General features: G+C 67.2%; 17 protein-coding genes and 1 rRNA gene. 5 read left to right on the top strand and 13 right to left on the bottom strand.

What is annotated here, in order from left to right:
• Positions 1 to 83: 83 nt before the first annotated feature.
• Together D6T64_RS08085 and D6T64_RS08080 are read right to left on the bottom strand one after the other, a co-directional pair.
• Positions 84 to 1766 (bottom strand): MDR family MFS transporter, encoded by a 1683-nt coding sequence (locus tag D6T64_RS08085; protein ID WP_119974012.1) that lies wholly within the window; start codon positions 1764 to 1766, stop codon positions 84 to 86.
• Entirely contained in the window at positions 1763 to 2422 is a 660-nt protein-coding gene (locus D6T64_RS08080) for a TetR/AcrR family transcriptional regulator (protein ID WP_158594844.1), read from the bottom strand. The genes D6T64_RS08085 and D6T64_RS08080 overlap by 4 nt, the downstream gene beginning before the upstream one ends.
• Before the next feature lie 132 nt (positions 2423 to 2554).
• Between D6T64_RS08080 and D6T64_RS08075 the strand changes: the two genes are divergently transcribed.
• Complete coding sequence (locus D6T64_RS08075; protein WP_119974008.1) at positions 2555 to 3013, top strand: DUF3817 domain-containing protein; 459 nt, start codon at positions 2555 to 2557, stop codon at positions 3011 to 3013.
• Here D6T64_RS08075 and D6T64_RS08070 read toward each other — a convergent pair.
• From D6T64_RS08070 to D6T64_RS08045, 6 genes are all read right to left on the bottom strand, one after another.
• Positions 3010 to 3465, bottom strand: a complete 456-nt coding sequence (locus D6T64_RS08070) for an anthrone oxygenase family protein (RefSeq protein WP_119974105.1) — start codon at positions 3463 to 3465, stop codon at positions 3010 to 3012. The genes D6T64_RS08075 and D6T64_RS08070 overlap by 4 nt on opposite strands.
• Before the next feature lie 159 nt (positions 3466 to 3624).
• Positions 3625 to 4413 (bottom strand): phosphonatase-like hydrolase, encoded by a 789-nt coding sequence (locus D6T64_RS08065; protein ID WP_119974005.1) that lies wholly within the window; start codon positions 4411 to 4413, stop codon positions 3625 to 3627.
• The gene (locus D6T64_RS08060) at positions 4410 to 5624 is read right to left on the bottom strand and encodes a TIGR03364 family FAD-dependent oxidoreductase (protein WP_119974103.1); all 1215 of its coding nucleotides are present in this window, start codon (positions 5622 to 5624) and stop codon (positions 4410 to 4412) included. Before D6T64_RS08060 ends, D6T64_RS08065 begins: the two co-directional genes overlap by 4 nt.
• The gene (locus D6T64_RS08055; RefSeq protein ID WP_119974003.1) at positions 5621 to 7411 is read right to left on the bottom strand and encodes a PhnE/PtxC family ABC transporter permease; all 1791 of its coding nucleotides are present in this window, start codon (positions 7409 to 7411) and stop codon (positions 5621 to 5623) included. The genes D6T64_RS08060 and D6T64_RS08055 overlap by 4 nt, the downstream gene beginning before the upstream one ends.
• Complete coding sequence (gene phnC / locus D6T64_RS08050) at positions 7408 to 8286, bottom strand: phosphonate ABC transporter ATP-binding protein (protein WP_119974001.1); 879 nt, start codon at positions 8284 to 8286, stop codon at positions 7408 to 7410. The genes D6T64_RS08055 and phnC overlap by 4 nt, the downstream gene beginning before the upstream one ends.
• Positions 8274 to 9215, bottom strand: a complete 942-nt coding sequence (locus tag D6T64_RS08045) for a phosphate/phosphite/phosphonate ABC transporter substrate-binding protein (protein ID WP_119973999.1) — start codon at positions 9213 to 9215, stop codon at positions 8274 to 8276. The genes phnC and D6T64_RS08045 overlap by 13 nt, the downstream gene beginning before the upstream one ends.
• A 181-nt stretch (positions 9216 to 9396) precedes the next feature.
• Here D6T64_RS08045 and D6T64_RS08040 point away from each other — a divergent pair, with 181 nt between their 5' ends.
• The 4 genes from D6T64_RS08040 to purL all read left to right on the top strand — a co-directional run bounded on the left by D6T64_RS08040 (position 9397) and on the right by purL (position 16092).
• A complete protein-coding gene (locus D6T64_RS08040; RefSeq protein WP_119973997.1) occupies positions 9397 to 10974 on the top strand; it encodes an AMP-binding protein in 1578 nt (525 codons plus the stop codon).
• Positions 10975 to 11026: 52 nt separating this feature from the next.
• Complete coding sequence (locus D6T64_RS08035) at positions 11027 to 11713, top strand: hypothetical protein (protein ID WP_147364508.1); 687 nt, start codon at positions 11027 to 11029, stop codon at positions 11711 to 11713.
• A 250-nt stretch (positions 11714 to 11963) separates the two neighbouring features.
• Positions 11964 to 13676 carry an ATP-binding protein gene (locus D6T64_RS08030; RefSeq protein WP_199719111.1) on the top strand — a complete coding sequence of 571 codons (1713 nt, stop codon included), beginning with the start codon at positions 11964 to 11966 and terminating at the stop codon, positions 13674 to 13676.
• 109 nt (positions 13677 to 13785) lie between these two features.
• The gene (gene purL, locus D6T64_RS08025; RefSeq protein ID WP_119973993.1) at positions 13786 to 16092 is read left to right on the top strand and encodes a phosphoribosylformylglycinamidine synthase subunit PurL; all 2307 of its coding nucleotides are present in this window, start codon (positions 13786 to 13788) and stop codon (positions 16090 to 16092) included.
• A 45-nt stretch (positions 16093 to 16137) separates the two neighbouring features.
• Here purL and D6T64_RS08020 read toward each other — a convergent pair whose 3' ends face one another.
• From D6T64_RS08020 to rrf, 5 genes are all read right to left on the bottom strand, one after another.
• Complete coding sequence (locus tag D6T64_RS08020; RefSeq protein WP_119973991.1) at positions 16138 to 17061, bottom strand: SDR family NAD(P)-dependent oxidoreductase; 924 nt, start codon at positions 17059 to 17061, stop codon at positions 16138 to 16140.
• A gap of 13 nt (positions 17062 to 17074) precedes the next feature.
• The gene (locus D6T64_RS08015; protein WP_119973989.1) at positions 17075 to 17413 is read right to left on the bottom strand and encodes a chorismate mutase; all 339 of its coding nucleotides are present in this window, start codon (positions 17411 to 17413) and stop codon (positions 17075 to 17077) included.
• Entirely contained in the window at positions 17385 to 18353 is a 969-nt protein-coding gene (locus D6T64_RS08010) for a DMT family transporter (RefSeq protein WP_456064319.1), read from the bottom strand. The genes D6T64_RS08015 and D6T64_RS08010 overlap by 29 nt, the downstream gene beginning before the upstream one ends.
• Positions 18354 to 18390: 37 nt before the next feature.
• Positions 18391 to 19026 carry a GNAT family N-acetyltransferase gene (locus D6T64_RS08005; protein WP_119973984.1) on the bottom strand — a complete coding sequence of 212 codons (636 nt, stop codon included), beginning with the start codon at positions 19024 to 19026 and terminating at the stop codon, positions 18391 to 18393.
• 131 nt (positions 19027 to 19157) lie between these two features.
• Positions 19158 to 19274: ribosomal RNA gene (rrf, locus tag D6T64_RS08000) — 5S ribosomal RNA — on the bottom strand.
• Positions 19275 to 19431: the final 157 nt, after the last annotated feature.

Here is a 19431-nt window from a genome sequence, read left to right as displayed (position 1 = left end):
CGCATGGTGTCACGCTAGCAGCGCCGTCAGGTGCTCGTGCGCCTGCGGTGGCAGGCACACGAGCAGCTGTCGACGCTGGGTACCTAGCCCGCGGTCGTGTGAGCCGGGGCAGCGGATGCTGTGGGGCCTGCGGCCGAAGAGGCGGCGGCATCCGCTTTCTCGGCACCGGCCAGGTGCACGCTGCTGTTGCCGTCGACCGCACGGGTTTCGGGCACGCCGTCGCGCTCGATGGTGGTGGCGAGCGGCTTCTCCGTCACGAAGCAGAGCAGGATGACGGCCACGATCACGAGCGGCACCATGTAGAGGAACACCGGCGTGAGGGCGTCGTTGTACCCGCTGATCACGATCTGGCGGGCGGCATCCGGAAGGCCCTGCACGATGGCCGGGGTGAAGGAGTTCGCGTCGCCGCCACCGGCGGCACCGGCGGGCATCCGCTCGGTGAGCAGTTCGGTGAGGCGGGCGGCGAACAGGCTGCCGACCACGGCGGATCCGATCGAGGCACCGATCTGGCGGAAGTAGTTGTTCGACGCGGTCGCCGTTCCGACCTCGGAGTTCGGGAAGCTGTTCTGCACGATCAGGATCAGAATCTGCATGCTGAGGCCGAGTCCGAGACCCATCAGGGCGAGATAGCTGCAGAGAACCCAGGTCTCGAGGGTGGGCGTCATGGTCGAGAGCAGCACCAGGGCGACGGCCACGATGACCGTGCCGAGGATGGGCATCCACTTGTACCGGCCGAATTTGGACACCAGCCAGCCGGAGCCGATGGAGCTGATGAGCAGCGCGGCCATCATCGGGATCATCAGGAACCCGGCCTCGGTGGCGTTCGCGCCGGTGACCATCTGCAGGTAGGTCGGCAGGTAGGCGAGGGCGCCGAACATCGCGATGCCGGTGATGAGCCCGGCGATCGTGGTGAGGGTGAAGTTGCGGTCGCGGAACAGGTGCAGCGGCATGATCGGCTCGGCGGCGCGACGCTCGACCATGATGAAGGCCACGGCGGTGACGATCGTGCCGATGATCAGGGAGATGATGAGCAGGGAATCCCAGGCGTAGGTGGTGCCGCCCCAGGTCGTGGTGAGCACGAGGCCGGTCGAGGCGAGGGCGAGCAGGCCCATGCCGGCAACGTCGAGCGTGGGCTTGGCGTGGTCGACCTTGGGCAGCCGGAGGAAGAAGACCGCCGTGATGATGGCGAGCGCGCCGAGGGGGATGTTCATCCAGAACGCCCAGCGCCAGCCGATGCCCTCGGTGAACCAGCCGCCGAGCAGCGGACCGGCCACGGACGACAGCGCGAACACGCCGCCCATGATGCCCATGTACTTGCCACGTTCCCGGGCGGGAACGACGTCGGCGATGATTGCCTGCGAGAGGATCATCAGGCCACCGCCGCCGAGGCCCTGCACGGCCCGGCCGATGATCAGCCAGGTCATGTCGGGCGCGAGGCCGCCGATGACGGAGCCGAGAATGAAGATGCTGATCGCGCCGATGAACAGGCCCTTGCGGCCGATCAGGTCGCCGAGCTTGCCGTAGACCGGCAGCATGATCGTGGAGGCGAGGATGTACGCCGTGGTGACCCAGAGCATGTGGTCGACGCCGTTGAGCTCGCCGACGATTGTGGGCAGGGCGGTGCTGAAAATGGTCTGGTCGAGCGAGGCGAGCAGCATGGTGACCATGAGGCCGGCGAAGACGAGCAGGATGCCGCGCTTGGCACCCGGGTCGGCGGCCGCGGGGGCCGACGCGGGGGCGGCATCCCGGTTGAGTGTGGTGGTCATTTGAGTTTTTCTAGTACCTCTCTGGTGAGCGAAATTGCTCGAAGTTCAAGTCTTGTGCTGGTGCTCTCGGTGTCGAAGCGGGCTCTGACGGCGGCGGCATCCGCCGCCCATTCCTTCACCGCGGCGCGCACGGCCCCACCGCAGAGCGACAGCACCAGGTCAGCGGACGCCGCCCGATCGGCGTCGCCCTGGCCCGCGTAACGCGGGTCCCGGGCGAGCAGAACCTGCACGGCCTCGGTGAGTTGCGCCGCGATCTGGGTGAACTGCGCGAGCTGGCCGGCGAGGAGGTGCGGGTGACGCCGCACGATTTCCATCCGGTCTTCCTTGATGGTCGACCGGGTGAGCGGGGCGCCCATGACCTCGAGGATCAGGTGCACAACCGCGTCGACGAGCCCGTCGGCCGCAGCGCGGTCGATGGTCTCCGCGAGCATGGCAACGGTGATCTCGATCTCGCGCAGCCCGAGGATCGCGCTGTCTTTACTGTCGAAATAGTTGAAGAACGTGCGCGGCGAGACGTCAGCGAGATCGCTGATGGCGTCGACGGTGGTCTGCTCGAGGCCGTCGCGCAGCACCAGCGTGACGGCGGCCTCTTCGAGCCGGGCGCGCGTTTCGAGGCGCTTTCGGTCGCGCAGGCCGAGCGTGGGATCCGTGATCATCTCCCAATTCTTGCAATCACTGCGTAATTGCACAACTGCAAACTTACAGTCGTGCAAGATTATCGGCGAACGTCCAGACTCGCGCCGCGTGCAGACGGGGACTTGCCCAGATTCGGCTGCGAGCATGGGTCAATGTCCCCCCGCCTGCTGTTTCGATCCGTAGCCATCGCCGAGGCCATCACCTGGGCGCTGCTGATCGCCGGAATGCTCGGCAAATACGTGCTGCAGGTCGGCGAGCTCGGCGTGCAGGTCGGCGGATTTCTGCACGGGCTCGTCTTCATCGCGTTCGCCATGACGGCGCTGCTGGTCGGTGTGAACCAGCACTGGGGGCCGAAGCTCACGGCTATCGCCGTGGCCACCTCGATCGTGCCGTTCGGCACGATTCCCCTCGACCGGGGACTCGAGAAGAACGGCCACCTCGACGGCGACTGGCGCCGAACGCGCACCGACGACCCCCGCGACCACACCCGTGTGAGCGCGCTGCTCCGCTGGATGCTCGTGCGCCCGGTGCTCTTTGCGGCCGTGCTGGTGATCGGACTCGGCGCCGTGATGGCCGTGCTGCTGACTCTGGGGCCGCCCGGCGGCGCCTAAAGCAGTAGCGTCACCGCCGCCGCGACCCCGAGCAACGCCCGAACGTGGTTGCCGGCGGTCCACTGGGCCGCGAATGTCGTCCAGGCCGCGTCTGATTCCGCGGCGTTCGGGTCCAGCCGTGCCAGCGCGTTGTTGCGCGGCACGTGGAAACCGATCGTCACCGCCACGCTGGCCAGGTAGAGGGCGGAGCCGACCAGCCGCTGGGCGGCATCCGCTGCCGGATCGAGAATCTGGCCCACAATCAGGGCGACGGATGCCGCGGCCGTTCCAAAGAGCACGGCCAGGAACAGCGGGCGCACCGCCGCGACATTGATCTGCTGCATCACGCCGATCGCGTCGGCCGCGGGCCTGCGCCGCAGCGCCGGCATCACCATCACCGAGAAAGCGAGGAAGACCCCGCCCATGACGGCGGCGCCGACCGCGGTGATCGTGGTCAGGATTTCAGCGAGCATGCTCACCATGCAACCGCAGATTGAGCCGCGGGGCCAGCCCGGTCAACCGCGGCCTGGCGGTCGCGGCACTCGTTCGGTCTGGCGGCACTCGATGGAACGAGTGCCGCCAGACGTAATAAGTGCCGCGAGCCCACCTGCCGCCCCGGCCCGACTCCGGGGCTACTCCTCGTCGTCGCGCAGGCCGAGCAGTTCGGCGAGGTCGGCGATGCTGTCGATGATCACGTCGGCGCCCGCGTCTTCGAGGGTCTCCTCGTCGTGGGTGCCGCTCAGCACGCCGACCACGAGGCCGGCTCCGGCGTTGACCCCGGCGAGCATATCGCTCGCCGTGTCGCCGACGACGACCATGCCGCTGACACTCGTGGCGCCGGTGCGCAGCAGCGCCGTGAGGTTGAGGTCAGGGAACGGGCGGCCGCGGCCGGCGTCGCCGGGGCACAGGGTGAGGTCGATCAGATCGGCCCAGCCGAGGGCGTCGAGCAGGGCATCCTGGGTGGCACGGGAGAACCCGGTCGTCAGCGCGATCTTCACGCCGTAGTCGCGCAGCTCCCGAAAGAGGTCTTCGGCGCCGTCGATCGCGGTCACCCCGGCCTCGATCACGAGCTCGAGGTAAGCCGCCTCGAAAGCCACGTTCGCGGCGTTGGCGACGTCTTCGTTCTCGGTCAGGGCCCGGAAGACCTGGATCTTGGACTGGCCCATGGTCTCGCGCACATAGTCGAGCGCGGCCTCGAGGGCGTCATCGGTCGTCGCGAGGCCCACGGCGCGGGCGGCGACCACGAAAGCCCGCTCGACGAGTCCGTCATCGCGCACGGTCGTGCCGGCCATGTCGAGCACGACGAGTTCGACGTCGAGCTCTTCGAACTCTTCGTCGTAGTCTTCGAGCTCGGCCTGGCCGTCGAAGACTGCCTCGGCCGCGGCGTCGTCGGCGATGAAGGTTCCGTCACTAATGGTCATGATGTGCCTTTCGTGGGGTGTGCGAGTGGTGCGGATTGAGCGGAAGCATAAAACCCGGCGACGACACTCTCGGCGAGCCCGAGTCCGGTCGTCATGCCGATGCCGGTGGTCGCGGCGACGAGGTGCACGCCCGGTTCCGGCTCTTCGATGAGAAAATCGTTGGGCCCGGAGGCATAGACGCCCTGCCAGCGTTCGATCACCCGCGGCCGCGGCACCGCGAACAGCTCCGCCGTCAGGTCGAGCAGGGTTTCGGAGGCACCCTCGGCCTGGAACGGCGACACGGCATCACCGCGATAGTGGGTGTCCCCCACGATCAGGCTGCCGCCCGGCAGCTGCGTGTACATCTGGTTCAGATCCAGGGCGGCGAGCTGCGGATGCTCCCGGTGCAGCCGTTCCCGCAGGCCCGCGGCCGACGGCGTCCCGGCAAAGGCGGCATAACGCAGCAGCGACCAGCCGGTGAGCAGCGGCGCCACCAGCGGCGCCCGCAGGCTCGCGTCGACGCGCAGCATGTCGAGCCCGCAACGAAGGATGCCGACGCGCTCGGCGACCTCGGGATAGAGCTGGTCGATGTCGTGGTTGACGGCCACGATCACCGTGCCCGCGTCGATGCGGCCGCGGGTCGTCTCGACGACTCCTGCGCGCACACCGGTGACGGCGGTGCGGTAGCGAAACTCCACGCCACGCCCGGCCAGGTACCCGGCGAGCGCCGCGCCGGCCTGCCGCGGGTTGACCTGCAGGTCGGCCGGCAGAAAGGCGCCGCCCACGGCGGTTCCGGGGCCGACCGGCGCCCGGGACTCCAGCTCGGCACGGTCCAGTAATTCGATTTCGGGGCGCCCGGCCACGTCGCGGCCGAGGTCGCCCGTGAAGGCTGAGTCGCCACCGCGTTCGGCGGCGACCTCTTCGAGCACGCGCAACTCGTCGGCGTGGCGGGCGACGACCAGGGTGCCGGATTCGCGCAGCCAGAGTCCGGCATCCGTCGCCAGGCGCAGCCAGAGCGGCCGCGAGAGAGCCGCGAACTCGCGGGCAAGTCCGGCTTGCGGGGTGAAGCACAGGTGGCCGAAATTGCGTACGGATGCCCCGGCGAGCGTCGCCGCGCGGTCCACCACCACGACGCTCAGCCCGCGATCACTCGCGGCGAGCGCGTGGCCGAGGCCCACGATGCCCGAACCGACCACCACGACGTCGAACGCGCTGGCAGCCACAGCACTCATCGGAACACCCGGCGCATCCACATCGCGAGCGCTTCGACCACGAGAACCGTGACGAGGATCATCACGACGATCGTCGTCACGAGGTCATAACGTGACCCCTGGCCGGCGTTGAGCAGAAAGTACCCGACTCCGCCGCCGCCCACGAGCCCGAGGATCGTCGCCGCCCTAATGTTGGTGTCAAGCATGTAGAAGCTGTGCCCGATCAGGGCTTTCATGCCCTGCGGTGCAGTGGCTCCGGCGTAGACCTGCAGCCGGCTCGCGCCGGCGGCGGTCAGCGCCTGCTCTGGTCCGGGCTTCACCTCTTCAAGCGAATCGGCCAGCAGCTTGCCGAGCAGGCCGATGCCGCCGATCGCCAGGGCGATCGTGCCGGCCTGGGTTCCGAGGCCGGTCACGACGATCAGCACGATCGCGAGGATGATCTCCGGAATGCCGCGGATCGACACCAGGACCAGGCGCATTCCGCTGCGCACCCGCGGGCTCGGCGCCACGTTGCGGGCGGCGAGCGAGCCGATCACGATCGACGCGATGATCGTGAGGATCGTCGCGGCGAGCGCGATCGCGATCGTCTCCCCCATCGCCGCGATCATGGTCGGCGCGTCGTAGCTGCCGAAGCTCGGTGGCCAGAATTTTGCGGCGGTTTCGGGCAGGTAGCCCCAGAAGGTCACGAAGTCGCCCCACTGGATATCGGAGATGAGCACACTGCCGATGATGACGAGGCCGGCGGCCCAGCCCCACACCGTATTGCGGCGGCGGGCGGCGTCCCAGGGGCGGCGGAGGGCGGCGGTGCGGGCATCCGCTCGGCTCATCTTGCGGGCCAGCGCGGCCGACGCGGCCGAGGTGTCAGCCGGGTCGACGCGGCGCCCGCGCATTCCGAGGCGACGGAGCAGTCGATCGCCGAGGCTGCGACGCGTCGGTGCGAAGCCGAGCATGGCGGTGCGCACGACGCTCGAGACGATCTCCATGACCACGCACAGCGCGAAGATGATGAGCGCGATGCCGAGGCCGAGCGAGTAATCGAGCGATTTGAACGCGTACGACATCTCGAGCCCGAGGCCGACCACGCCGACATAGCCGAGAATCACCGAGCCGCGCAGGTTGATGTCGTTACGGTGCAGAACGGTCGCCACCCACGAGGGCAGCACCTGCGGCAGAATCCCCGAGGTGAACTCCTGCAAGGTGGTGCCGCCGGCCGCGCGAATGGCCAGGCGAGGGCCCTCGTCGATCTGCTCGATCGCGTCGGCGAACATCTTGCTGATCATGCCGATCGAGTGGATGCCGATGGCGAGGATTCCCGGCAGCGACCCGAGCGAGAACATCAGCACGAAGACCATGGCGAGCACCACGTCGGGCACTGCGCGAAAGAACACCCCGGCAAAGCGGCCGGCGACCATCCAGCCGCGGCCGGGCGTCGTGTTGGCGGCGGCGAGGAAGGCGATCGGCACCGAGAAAAACGCGGCGAAGAGGGTGCCGCAGAGCACGAGGCCCACGGTAAGGGCGGTCAGGTAGAGCAGGTCGCCGGGTTCAGGAAAGCTGATCACCCCGACCCGCTCGAAGAAGTTCTGGGCGTTGCCCCAGCTCTCGATCATCTGCGGAATCGAGATGTCGATGCTGACGAGCGAGACGACGGATGCCACCACGAGCGCGACGAGGGTCAGCCCGGCGGCGATCTTCTCGGGCGAGAGGCGACGCCGCGGCGCCCGCGCCTCGAGGGTGCCGCGGTCACCGGCGCCGCCAGACGGACGGCCCGACCGCGCGGCCGCGCGGGGTCGCGCTGCGGTGAGGGTCATCGAGCGGACTCCGCGGTGGCGCCGATGAGATCGGTGGCGCGCGCGGATTCGAGTTCGGTCGCGATGGCATCCAGCTCGGCCGTCGTCGTGGCGACGCGGCCGTAGATCTCCATGACCGCGGCCTTGCTGAGGCCCGCGGCGGGGGTGTCGAGCACGACTTCGCCGTGCCGCAGGCCCACGATGCGGTCGCCCCAGGACAGGGCGAGGTCGACCTGGTGCAGGCTGCACACCACGGTCAGGCCCTGGTCCATCGCGATCTCGCGGATGAGGGCCATGACCTGGTCGCTCGATTCCGGGTCGAGGGAGGCGACCGGTTCGTCGGCGAGCAGAATCTCGGGATTCTGCATCAACGCCCGGGCGATGCCCACGCGCTGCTGCTGCCCGCCCGACAGGGTGTCGGCGCGTTGGTAAGCCTGCGCGAGCAGGCCGACCCGGTCGAGGTGGCCGAGCGCGGCGAGCCGCAGCGCTCGGTTGTAGCCCCAGAGCCCGAGCCGGGGGCCGCTCACCCGGGCGAGCGCCCCGGTCAGCACGTTTTCGAGCACGGTCAGCGAGGGCACGAGCTCGAACTGCTGAAAGATGAAGCCGACCCGACCGCGCAGTGCCCGCAGGCGTTTTCCGGCCAGGGTCGAGACTGGCTCGCCGAGCACGGTGACCGTGCCGCTGTCGGGTTCTTCGAGGCCGTCGAGGTGGCGCAGCAGGGTGCTCTTGCCTGAACCGGACAGCCCGAGCAGCACCACGATCTCGCCGCGCCGCACGCTCAGCGAGGCACCGTTCAGGGCGACGGTGTCACCGAAGGTCTTCGTGACGTTCGCGACCTCGATGACGGATGCCGCAGCATCCGTCGCCGTGTTCGTTTCGGAGCTTAGCTCTCGCACTGTGCGGCTTCGGTCTTCACGCAGATGTCCCGGATGGTGTCGTAGTACGCGTCGTCGACGGGCTCGGTGGCCAGGAAGACCATGCGGAACGACTCGGAGTCGGCGCCCTCGATGCCGGCGGCGATGATGTCGTCGACGGTCACCTCACCGAGCAGCTCGGTGAGCTGGGTTTTCAGCTCGGCGGGCAAAGCGTCGCTCATCACGATGGGGGCGCCGGGAACCATGGTCTCGGCGATGACCTTCACGCCCGGGTTCTTGGTCACTTCGCTGTCCTCGGCAAAGCCCACCTCGCACTCACGGTTTTCGGAGACCTTCTGCACGCTCACGTCGTGCTTGCCGGCGAAGACCGGGGTCACGTCTTCGACCGGGTCGACGCCGGCCTCGAGCAGGTTGTACGACGGGAACAGGTAACCCGACGTCGACGAGGGGTCGACGAAGCAGACCTTCTTGCCGGCGAACTCGTCGAGCGAGGTGATGTCGCTGTCCGCGGGCACGATGGCCTGCGAGTAGTACCCGGCGGCCTCGCCCTCGACCGTGACGATGGAGGAGATCGGGGTGATCTCGGCACCGTTGTTGAGTGCGGTGAGGTACGTGAAACCGGAGAACGATCCCACGTCGACCTTGCCGGCGATGGCCGCTTCGATGAGCGCCGCGTAGTCGGTGGACTCGTGGTATTCCACGGTCTTGCCGGTCTCCTGGGAGAGGTAGTCCATGAGCGGCTGGTAGTTGGTCTGGGTGTCCACCGCGTCGGGCACGACGCCGAACACGAGGGTGTTCTCGTCGACGGCGTAGCTCACGTCGCTCGCGCCGTCCAGCTCTGTTGCGGCGTCGTCGGTCGTCGCGGCGCACGAGGCGAGGCCCGCGGTGAGGAGCACAGCGGCGCCGGCGGCGAACGCCGTACGGAATCGAGCGGAGGGGCTGAATACCACGTGACAACCTTTCGTTCCACGCCCGGTCCGGGCGCGGTCGAAATTCAGGCTAGGGATCCGACCTCAACGGCAGCCCCCGTTCGGGTGTCCGGGAGGTAAACGACGGTCGATCAACTGTCGGGGGCGTGGGCTAGTGTGTGGACACGCCCCGAAGCGTGACCGAAATCAAAGGAGATTTTGCGTGTTCACCAGCCCGTATTCCCCCGTCGAGATTCCCGACGCCAGCATTTACGACTACCTGTTCGGCGACCTCAGCCCGGCGGACGTCGACCGGGTCGCGGTCGTCGACGGCGCGACTGGCGCGGCCATGACCTACCGCACCTTGCTCGACCAGATCAACCGCGTCGCCGGCGCGTTCGCCGCCCGCGGCGCCGGGCCCGGAACCGTCGTGGCCCTGCTCTGCCCGAACATTCCGGCGTTCACGAGCGTCTTCCACGGGCTGCTGCGCGCGGGCATCACTGTCACGACCATCAACTCCCTCTATACGGCCGGCGAGATCCAGCGCCAGCTCGACGACGCCGGCGCGACCTGGCTGGTCACCGTGTCACCGTTGCTCGGCGGGGCCCGCGAGGCCGCCCAGACGGTGGGTTTCGACGACAGCCACCTCATCGTGCTCGACGGGGCCGTGGGGCATCCGTCGATGGCCGACCTGCTGCTCGCCGAACCGCTCGTCGACGCGCCCGCGATCGACCCGGCAACCCACGTGGCCGTGCTGCCGTATTCCTCGGGCACCACCGGGCGGCCCAAGGGCGTCATGCTCAGCCACCGCAACCTGGTCGCCAACGTGCAGCAGGCCCGCGGGCTGATCAACGTCGTGCCCGACGACCGGGTGCTCGCGCTGCTGCCGTTCTTCCACATCTACGGCATGACCGTGCTGCTGAACCTCGCGTTCAAGCAGCGGGCTCGCCTCGTGACCATGCCGAAGTTCGACCTCGCCGAGTTTCTGCGCATCATCCAGGACGAACGCTGCTCGTATGTGTTCATTGCGCCGCCGGTTGCGGTCGCCCTCGCGAAGCATCCGCTCGTCGCCGATTATGACCTCTCCAGCGTGCACACGATTCTCTCGGGGGCGGCGCCGCTCGACGGCGCCCTCGCGACGGCCGTCGCCGAACGGCTGGGCTGCCGCATGCTGCAGGGCTACGGCATGACCGAAGCCAGCCCGGTGTCCCACCTGATTCCGCAGGACGCCCCCGAAATCTCGCGCGACTCCGTGGGCGTGACCATTCCGAATATGGAGTGCAAGCTCGTGTCGCTCGAGACCGGCGACGAGATCACCGTGCCGGCGTCCGGTGTCAGCGACCCCGGCGAGCTGCTCGTGCGCGGCCCGAACGTGATGCTCGGCTACCTGAACAACGACGAGGCCACCCGGGAGACCATCGATTCCGACGGTTTTCTGCACACCGGCGACGTCGCCACGGTCAGCGCGGAGGGCGTCGTGAAGATCGTCGATCGCAGCAAGGAGCTCATCAAGTACAAGGGCTACCAGATCGCGCCGGCTGAGCTCGAGGCGCTGCTGCTCACCCACCCGCACGTGAACGATGCCGCCGTGATCGGCATCAACGACGACGACGGCCAGGAGATCCCGAAGGCCTACATCGTGGCGGTAGCGGATGCCGGCATCACCGGCGAGATCGTCATCGCCTGGGTCGCCGAACGGGTCGCTCCGCACAAGAAGGTGCGTGTGGTCGAGTTCATCGACGTCATCCCGAAGTCGGCGTCGGGCAAGATCCTGCGCAAGGACCTGCGCGCCCGTCTCTGAATGGGGTGGCTATCCCGAGACCGAGACCGAGACCGCCACGCTACTCTCGAGTGTGATTCCTCCCCCGAAGGGCGCTGCCGACCCACAAAATCGCGTGTGGCTGCCCGCCGACACGGCGCTCTGGACCACCTGCCACATCGTCTTCGACACGGTGAACGGCCATGTTCCTCAGCACCGCATCGACACGCTATTCCCGCTGACCGACGGCGAAGTTGCCGTTACGGCAGGCAACCTGTTTGTCGACTCATTCCATGCCGCCGGCGACGGCTCCTATAACCGGTCGTCAACATTCGTCTGGGGCACCGGCGCATTCGGACTCGCGCTGGCGGCGGGAACGCTCGCGGCCAGCGCGGCCGGCAACGCCTCCCGCCGCAATCAGGCCGCGGCAGACGCGCAGGAGGCCTGGCGATCGCTGTTCGGTGGCACACTCTTCGTCACCACCGGAGGCTTCTACATCCACACCAGGCAGGGGCTGTTTCGCTGGCGCTGGGAGGCGGTCGACCTTATGCAGGTCGTCGCCTTCAACGTGGTGATCATGCAGGCCAGATCCACCGAGGGTCCGGTCACTTGGCGGCTCACGTCAGAATGGGCCGAACTGGTCTTCGCACTCTGGGCGCTTCACCGTCACCCCAACCACCCGCAGCTGCGTGATGGCACCTGGCCGCCAACGAACTGGCTGCCGTGGGCGACCGAACAGGGCTACCGCCCGCACCTCGACCGGCCGCAGCTCGCTCCTTGAGAGCGCGCAACGTGCCGCAACCTGCTGTCGCCTGGCCCTACGCAGCTCCGACACCGACACTGTCAATCACGGCTTCGCGTCGTTCGAGTCATCACTTTGGCCTCACTTGTCACCTCACTGACAACCACAGTGAAGCTATAGTGAAGCTATAGTGACAGCAAGTGAGGATCAAGTGAAGACAAGTCAGGGATCCCTGAGCGAGGTCATCCGGGGTGTCCGCCGCGCTGGGACCGACCTGAGACAAATTGAGGTGAAGGCCGCGGTTCGCGAGCTCCCGAAGAGCTTGTGGCCGACGGTGAGCGCCTTCAGTAACCACGGCGGCGGACTGATCATTCTCGGGCTCGCAGAAGATGAGGGATTCGAGCCCGCTGAGGGATTCGACGCGACTCGTATTCGTGATGCAATCTCTGACGCTTTCCGACCTCGAGGCCCGCAAGAACCCGCTGGCCCGGTAACACCCCGTCCCATCGGCACGATCGATATAGCCGAGGTTGATGGCGCACAGGTCGTCATCGTGGATGTTGCTGAGCTCCCCGCCGACAGAAAACCGTCGTACGTCACCACCCAGGGAGTAGAAGCCGGCACCTACGAGCGGGTCGGTGACGGGGACCGCCGAATGAGCACCTACGCGATCTTCCTCCTCACCTCGGACCGCGGCCAACCGCGCGAAGACAGTGCACTCGTCGACGGCACCACGATCGCCGATCTGGATTCTGCACTGGTCGAGCGGTACATCGCCCGACTCCGCAGGACCCGGCCCCGTTCGTTCGCGGGGCTCACGAGCACCGCCGATATTCTGCAGCGGCACAACGTGGTCGCATCCGACGGCGTCACTCTGACACTCGCTGGCCTGCTCACTCTGGGGACCTACCCGCAACAGTTCTTTCCCCAACTCATGATCACCTTTGCGGCCTACCCCGGCCGCAGCAAAGCGGACATCGTCGGGCAGGTTCGCATGTTGGACCGTCAGGTGATCGAAGGCTCGATCCCGGTGATGGTCGACGATGCCGTGCGCGCAGTTCTGAGCAACCTCAAGGTACGGCGCGTTTCTCGGGGCGCCGGCGCATCCGACGAACCCGAAATCCCGGTGGACGCCGTGCGTGAAGCGATCGCCAACGCTCTGACTCACCGTGACTACAGCGGTTTCGCGGTCGGCGACCAGGTACGGGTGGAAATCTATCCAGACCGGTTGGAGGTGTGGAGCCCGGGCGGCATCTGGGGCGGCCGCCGTGTTGTCGATCTATTCGACGGCAACTCTCGGTCCCGCAACCAAATCCTCGCGAGCCTGCTCACCGAGGTCCCTTTCCCCGACCGCGACGAGACGGTGTGCGAGAACGCTGGTTCCGGAATTCTGCGCATGGCCGGGGCTCTGGGCGGGATGGGACTCCCCGCACCGCGCTTCACCGCCACGTCAACGAGCATGACCGTCACGCTCGATCGACATGGCCTGCTCAATCCAGAGATGTCAACGTGGCTGTCCGCAATTGGGGCGGGCTCGCTTGATCCCGACGCACAGCGAACTTTGGCTCTGGTACATCGAGGATACGACGTCGAAGATCAGCTCCTCCGTGCCCAATTCGGAATGGATTCTGCGGACGCCCGAGTGGTCTTGCGAACGCTAGTTGCCGATGACTGGCTTCGCTTTCCCGCGCAACCCGGCGGCCCGTATCGGCCGGGGCCACGACTAGTCGCCGCCGAGGTGAACGAAAACACATTGTTCGCGGATGAAATGTCCCCACCGGGCAGCTTTCCCGATCGCAGCCTCGATGAACGAATTCTTGCTGCCCTCGGTCAGGAAAACGAGCTCAACATCCATGAGTTGGTCGACGCAACCCACAGCAGCACCAATTCGCTCCGTCCGCGCCTGCGTGTACTCATTGAGCAAGGCGCCATCACCCCGACGGCGCCGCCGCAGAGCCGCAATCGACGTTATCGCCGACCAGTGGACCCTAAATACTCGTGAAACGGTAGCCAGGTGCAGTCTGCACCCGGCACCCACCGGCCGAACCGTGCGGAGGGGCTACAGGTAGACTGGGCGGGTCAAGCATCCGCTATATCTGGGAGAACGCCACGTGACCGCTGTTTCCACCACACCCTCCCGCGGCATCGCGGACACCGTCTCGAATGCCGCGGCGACGCCCGAGAAAGAGCAGCCCTACGGCGCGCTCGGGCTCAAGGCCGACGAGTACGCACAGATTCGCGAGATTCTGGGCCGCCGCCCCACAAGTGGCGAGCTCGCCATGTACTCGGTGATGTGGAGCGAGCACTGCTCCTATAAGAGCTCGAAGATGTACCTGCGCCAGTTCGGCGACAAGGTCACCCCCGCCATGAAGAAGAACCTGATGGTCGGCATGGGCGAGAATGCCGGCGTGCTCGACGTCGGTGAGGGCTGGGCCGTCACCTTCAAGATCGAGTCGCACAACCACCCCTCCTACATTGAGCCGTTCCAGGGTGCCGCGACCGGCGTCGGCGGCATCGTGCGCGACATCATCTCGATGGGCGCCCGCCCGGTCGCCGTCATGGATGCCCTGCGCTTCGGTGACATCAACGACCCCGACACCGCCCGGGTCGTGCACGGCGCCGTGAGCGGCATCAGCTTCTACGGCAACTGCCTGGGCCTGCCCAACATCGGCGGCGAGACCTATTTCGACGCCGTCTACCAGGGCAACCCGCTCGTCAACGCCCTCTCGGTCGGCGTCATGCGCCACGAAGACCTGCACCTGGCCAACGCCCGCGGCGTGGGCAACAAGGTCGTGCTCTTCGGTGCCCGCACCGGCGGCGACGGCATCGGCGGCGCGTCGATCCTCGCCTCCGACACCTTCAGCGCCGGCGGCCCGACCAAGCGCCCCGCCGTGCAGGTCGGCGACCCCTTCGCCGAGAAGGTACTCATCGAGTGCTGCCTTGAACTGTTCCAGGGCAAGCTCGTCGAAGGAATCCAGGACCTCGGCGCCGCCGGCATCAGCTGCGCGACGAGCGAGCTGGCGTCGAACGGCGACGGCGGCATGTACATCCAGCTCGAAAACGTACTTCTGCGCGACCCGACCCTCACCGCCGAAGAAATCCTGATGAGCGAAAGCCAGGAGCGGATGATGGCGGTCGTCACCCCCGAGAAGCTCGCCGGTTTCCTCGCGGTCACCGACAAGTGGGACGTGGAGACCAGTGTGCTCGGCGAGGTCACCGACTCCGGCCGCCTGATCATCGACTGGAACGGCGAAGAGATCGTCAACGTCGACCCGCGCACCGTCGCGATCGACGGCCCGGTCTACGAGCGCCCGGTCGCCTACCCGACCTGGATCGACGCCCTGCAGGCCGACACCGCGTCCGTTCTGCCCCGCGCGCTCGACGGTGAGACCCTGCGCAGCCAGTTCCTCGACCTGCTCGGCTCGCCGAACCTCGCCGACCCGAGCTGGATCACAGACCAGTACGACCACTACGTCGGCGGCAACACCGCCCTCGCCTTCCCCGACGACGGTGGCATGATCCGTGTCGACGAAGAAAGTGGGCTCGGTTTCGCCATCGCGACCGACGCGAACGGGCGCTACTGCCAGCTCGACCCGTACGTGGGCGCCCAGCTCGCCCTCGCCGAGGCCTACCGCAACGTCGCCGCGACCGGTGCGGTTCCGGTCGGCATCAGCGACTGCCTCAACTTCGGCTCTCCCGAGAACCCCGAGGTCATGTGGCAGTTCCGTGAGGCCGTCACGGCCCTCGCCGACGGATGCCTCGAAATGGAGATCCCGGTCACGGGCGGCAATGTGTCGTTCTACAACCAGACCGGCACCCAGCCGATCCACCCGACCCCGGTCGTGGCCGTGCTCGGCGTGATCGACGACGTCGGACGCCGCACCCCGAGTGGCTGGCAGGACGACGGACACAACATCTACCTACTCGGCACCACCGCCGAAGAGCTCGACGGATCGGCCTGGGCCGGCGTCGTGCACAACCACCTCGGCGGACGCCCGCCGGCCGTGGACCTGAAGCGTGAGGTCGCCCTTGGCGGCCTGCTGCACGCCGCATCGAAGGAAGCCCTCGTCGACAGCGCCCACGACCTCAGCGAGGGCGGGCTCGCCCAGGCCCTCGCCGAAGCCGTCATGCGCTTCGGTGTCGGCGCGCGGGTCTGGCTGAGCGAGATCTGCGAGCGGGACGGCGTGGACGCATCCGTCGCCCTGTTCAGTGAATCGGCCGGCCGCGTCATCGTGAGCGTTCCCCGCGAAGACGACGTGAAGTTCCTCGGCCTCTGCAAGGGCCGCGAGTACCCGGTGCTGCGCATCGGCGTGACGGATGCCACCCTGCACGCCCTGGACATTCAGGACGTGTTCTCGGTCGACCTGGCCGACCTGCAGGCGCGCCACCGCTCAACCCTGCCGGCCGCCTTCGCCTGATCGGCTGGCGGGGCCACCGGCCCCGCCAGCCGGTTCTGCTGCCGCTTAGAGAAAGGGTTCGCCGATCAGCGTCTCGGCGCGCTCCCACAGGCGTGTGGCGACGCCGCGGTCACGTGAGGTGGCCGTGGCCGGTTGGCGGGTCGGCGCCCCGCGGGTGAGAAAGCGCGGGCCGAAATAGTCCCCGCCGCGGGCATCCGCATCGAGCGCCGCGCGCACCGTCGGCCACGCGCCGCGCTCCTTACTCTGAGCGCCCACCAGAAGCTGCACTCCGTCGATCACACGCTTGACCGGTGTGATCTCGTTGATCCCGTCAACGGTGGGGGTGAGCCCGGAAATAGAGTATCCCGGGTGCGCGACGACCGACTGCACCATGCCGGCGCCGTTGGCGCGCAAACGTCGGTCGAGTTCGAATCCGAACACCTGCATGGCGATCTTCGACTGGGCGTAGGCCTTCCACCCGTTGTACGTCGTGGCCAACTGCAGATCGTCCAGGGACGAATCCATGATTCGGGAGATCACCGACCCGAGTGACACCACCCGACTACCGGGAGTGCGGCGCAGGGCCATGAGCGTGCCCGCGGTGAGAGCGAAATGTCCGAGGAAGTTCGTGGCCAGGATCAGCTCATTGCCGTCGAGGCTCACCTGACGGTCCGCCGACGGGTGCACGATTCCGGCGTTGAGGATCAGCCCATCGAGCCGGGGCAGTGCGCGAAGAGTCTCACTCGCGGTGCGCACGGACTGCAGGTCAGACACGTCCAACAGCATCGTCGAGACGGATGCCCCGGGCACCCGTTCCCGAATGCGGGTCGCCGCGTTCTGCGCCCGCGCGTCATTGCGGCAGGCGAGGATGACCTGCGCTCCGGTGGACGCCAGTTGCTCGCTCGTGAAATACCCAAGGCCCGCGTTGGCGCCGGTGACGACGAAGGTTCTGCCGGGTTGCGCGGGCAGGTGTCGCGGGTTCCAGCCCATGCGCGAGCCGGGCCTACGCGCCGGAAGCGGTCTGACCGCCGGCGATCTGCACGTGGTGGTGGATGACCTCCGCGATGACGAAGTTCAGGAACTTCTCCGCGAAGGCGGGGTCGAGGTGGGCCTCAATGGCCAGTGCCCGCAGGCGTTCGATCTGCATCAGTTCCCGGGCGGGATCGGCGGGCGGCAGGCCGTGCGCCGCCTTCAGCCGGCCGACGCCCTGGGTGAATTTGAACCGTTCCGCAAGGAGGTGGATCAGCGCCGCATCGATATTGTCGATGCTCTCGCGGATGCTGTGCAGCTGGTCAATCGCGTCCTGCCCCGCGTCAGCGGGCAATTCTTCCTGTACGGCCATGCTTCGACGATAATGCATGCCCGCTGGGTGCAATATCCGCCGGGTCTCGGCGCAGTCGGGTGCGAAGCCTCCGCTGGGTCAGGAGGATGCCCCCGAGCACCAGCAGTGCCCCGGTCGGTTCATGCCAGGAGAACGTCTCGGCGAGCACCAGCACCCCGAGGGTCACGCCGACCACCGGGGTGACGTAGGTGACGGTCGACGTCGTCGTGGGGCCCCAGGCCCGCAGCACGTTGATGTGCCAGATGTACGCGAGCCCCGTGCCGAGGGCCCCCAGTGTTACGAGGCACAGCACGATGGGCAGAGTGAGCTCGACCGGCGTCCAGGCCAGCACCGGCGTCAGCGCCAGCATGATCGCCCCGCCGATGCCGATGTTCATGAAGGCGAAGGTGGCGCCGGCGATCGGGCGTCCGCTCAAGAACCGGCGCGTGTAGCCGAAAGTGAAGCCGTAGCTGACGGCGGCGCCGAGGCAGGCCAGCTGGCCCCATAAATCACCGGTGAGCTCGGAGTATTGCCACGGCGCGATGATGACGACGACCCCGATGATGCCTACGAGCACCCCCAGCACCTGCACCCGGGCGAGGCGCTCCACCCGAAAGGCCAGCGTGGCCATCAGCGCGGTCATGATGGGCGTCACTGCGTTGTAGATGCTGGCGAGCCCCGACGACACGTACTGCTCGGCCCAGGCGAAGAGCAGGTGTGGCAGCACACATCCGGTCACCGCAATGACCAGAAAGTGCAGCCAGACGAATGCTTCGCGCGGCAACACGGGCCCGCTGGCCACGCGCGGGCGCGAGACCGCGACAATGATCCCAAGCGTCAGGCCGCCCAGCACCAGCCGCGACCAAGCCACCTGGCCGAAACTCACTCCGTCGAGCGCGATCTTCATGAACAGGAAGCTGGCGCCCCAGACGAGGCCCATGCCGAGGAACTGGAGCGCGATGAGCGGCCGCGGGGCTCGCGTGACGTCTGCCCCCGCGTCAGCGAGAGCGATAGGACACCGAACGCCCCTGGAACGCGTCGAGTCGGGTCTGCAGTCCGGCCTGCACGGTCGGCCATTCCTCGCGCAGGATTGAGTAGACAGCGGTGTCACGCCAGGTGCCGTCGGCGCGCGGACGGTCACGGCGCAGAACGCCCTCGAAGGTCGCCCCGATGCCGAGGATCGCCGCACGCGAGCGCTCGTTCATGGCATCCGCTTGAATCTTGACCCGGCCGAAGCCGCTGTCGAAAGCGGCCCCGAGCAGCAGGAGCTTGGTCTCGGCGTTGACGGCCGTTCCCCAGACGCGGGGGTCATAGGCGGTCCAGCCGAGGTGCGCGGACTCGTTGACGAGGTCGATGTCACCCAGAGTGGTTGTTCCCACGAGGTCGCCGTCGTTCGGCCCGCCCAGCAGCCGTACGGCGTAGGGCATGCCCTCCCACTGAAAATACGTGTCCGCCCAGGTCGTGAAGCGGTCGACGTCGGTGCGCAGGGCCGCCGGCCCACCGCCGTAGCCGTGAGCAAAGACGGCGGGCTTGCCGATGGCCTTGTAGAGCTCAGGCATGGCGTCGGAGCCGAGTCGTTGGAGTTGCACGAAGCGTCCACGCAGGGTGGCAGAAGAGGGGCGTTGGGCGTTCACCGGAAAAGTCTATCCCCTCTGACGGGCCGCACGCGGGTCGGCCTTAAACCAGAAAAGGCCACCCGTGCGGGTGGCCTTAACGCAGGAAAGCCACCCCGTGAGGGGTGGCTTTCCTGATTATTCTAAGTTAAGTCCGGCGGTGTCCTACTCTCCCACAGGGTCCCCCCTGCAGTACCATCGGCGCAAAGAGTCTTAGCTTCCGGGTTCGGAATGTGACCGGGCGTTTCCCTCTTGCTATAGCCGCCGAAACAATTGTTGATGCTTGTTTCGAACCTATATTTTTTAGTTATAGAGCTCACCTGAGGTGAGCGTTGTTCTCGACCGTACATCGAGAACCACATAGTGGACGCATGCAGCTTATTCAAACTGTAGTGTTATCAAATTATCGGCTTATTAGTACCGGTC

Origin of the sequence: Cryobacterium melibiosiphilum, from assembly GCF_003602235.1 — a bacterium.
GTDB classification, from domain to species: Bacteria; Actinomycetota; Actinomycetes; order Actinomycetales; family Microbacteriaceae; genus Cryobacterium; species Cryobacterium melibiosiphilum.
This window is presented reverse-complemented; position numbering and strand designations above follow the sequence as displayed.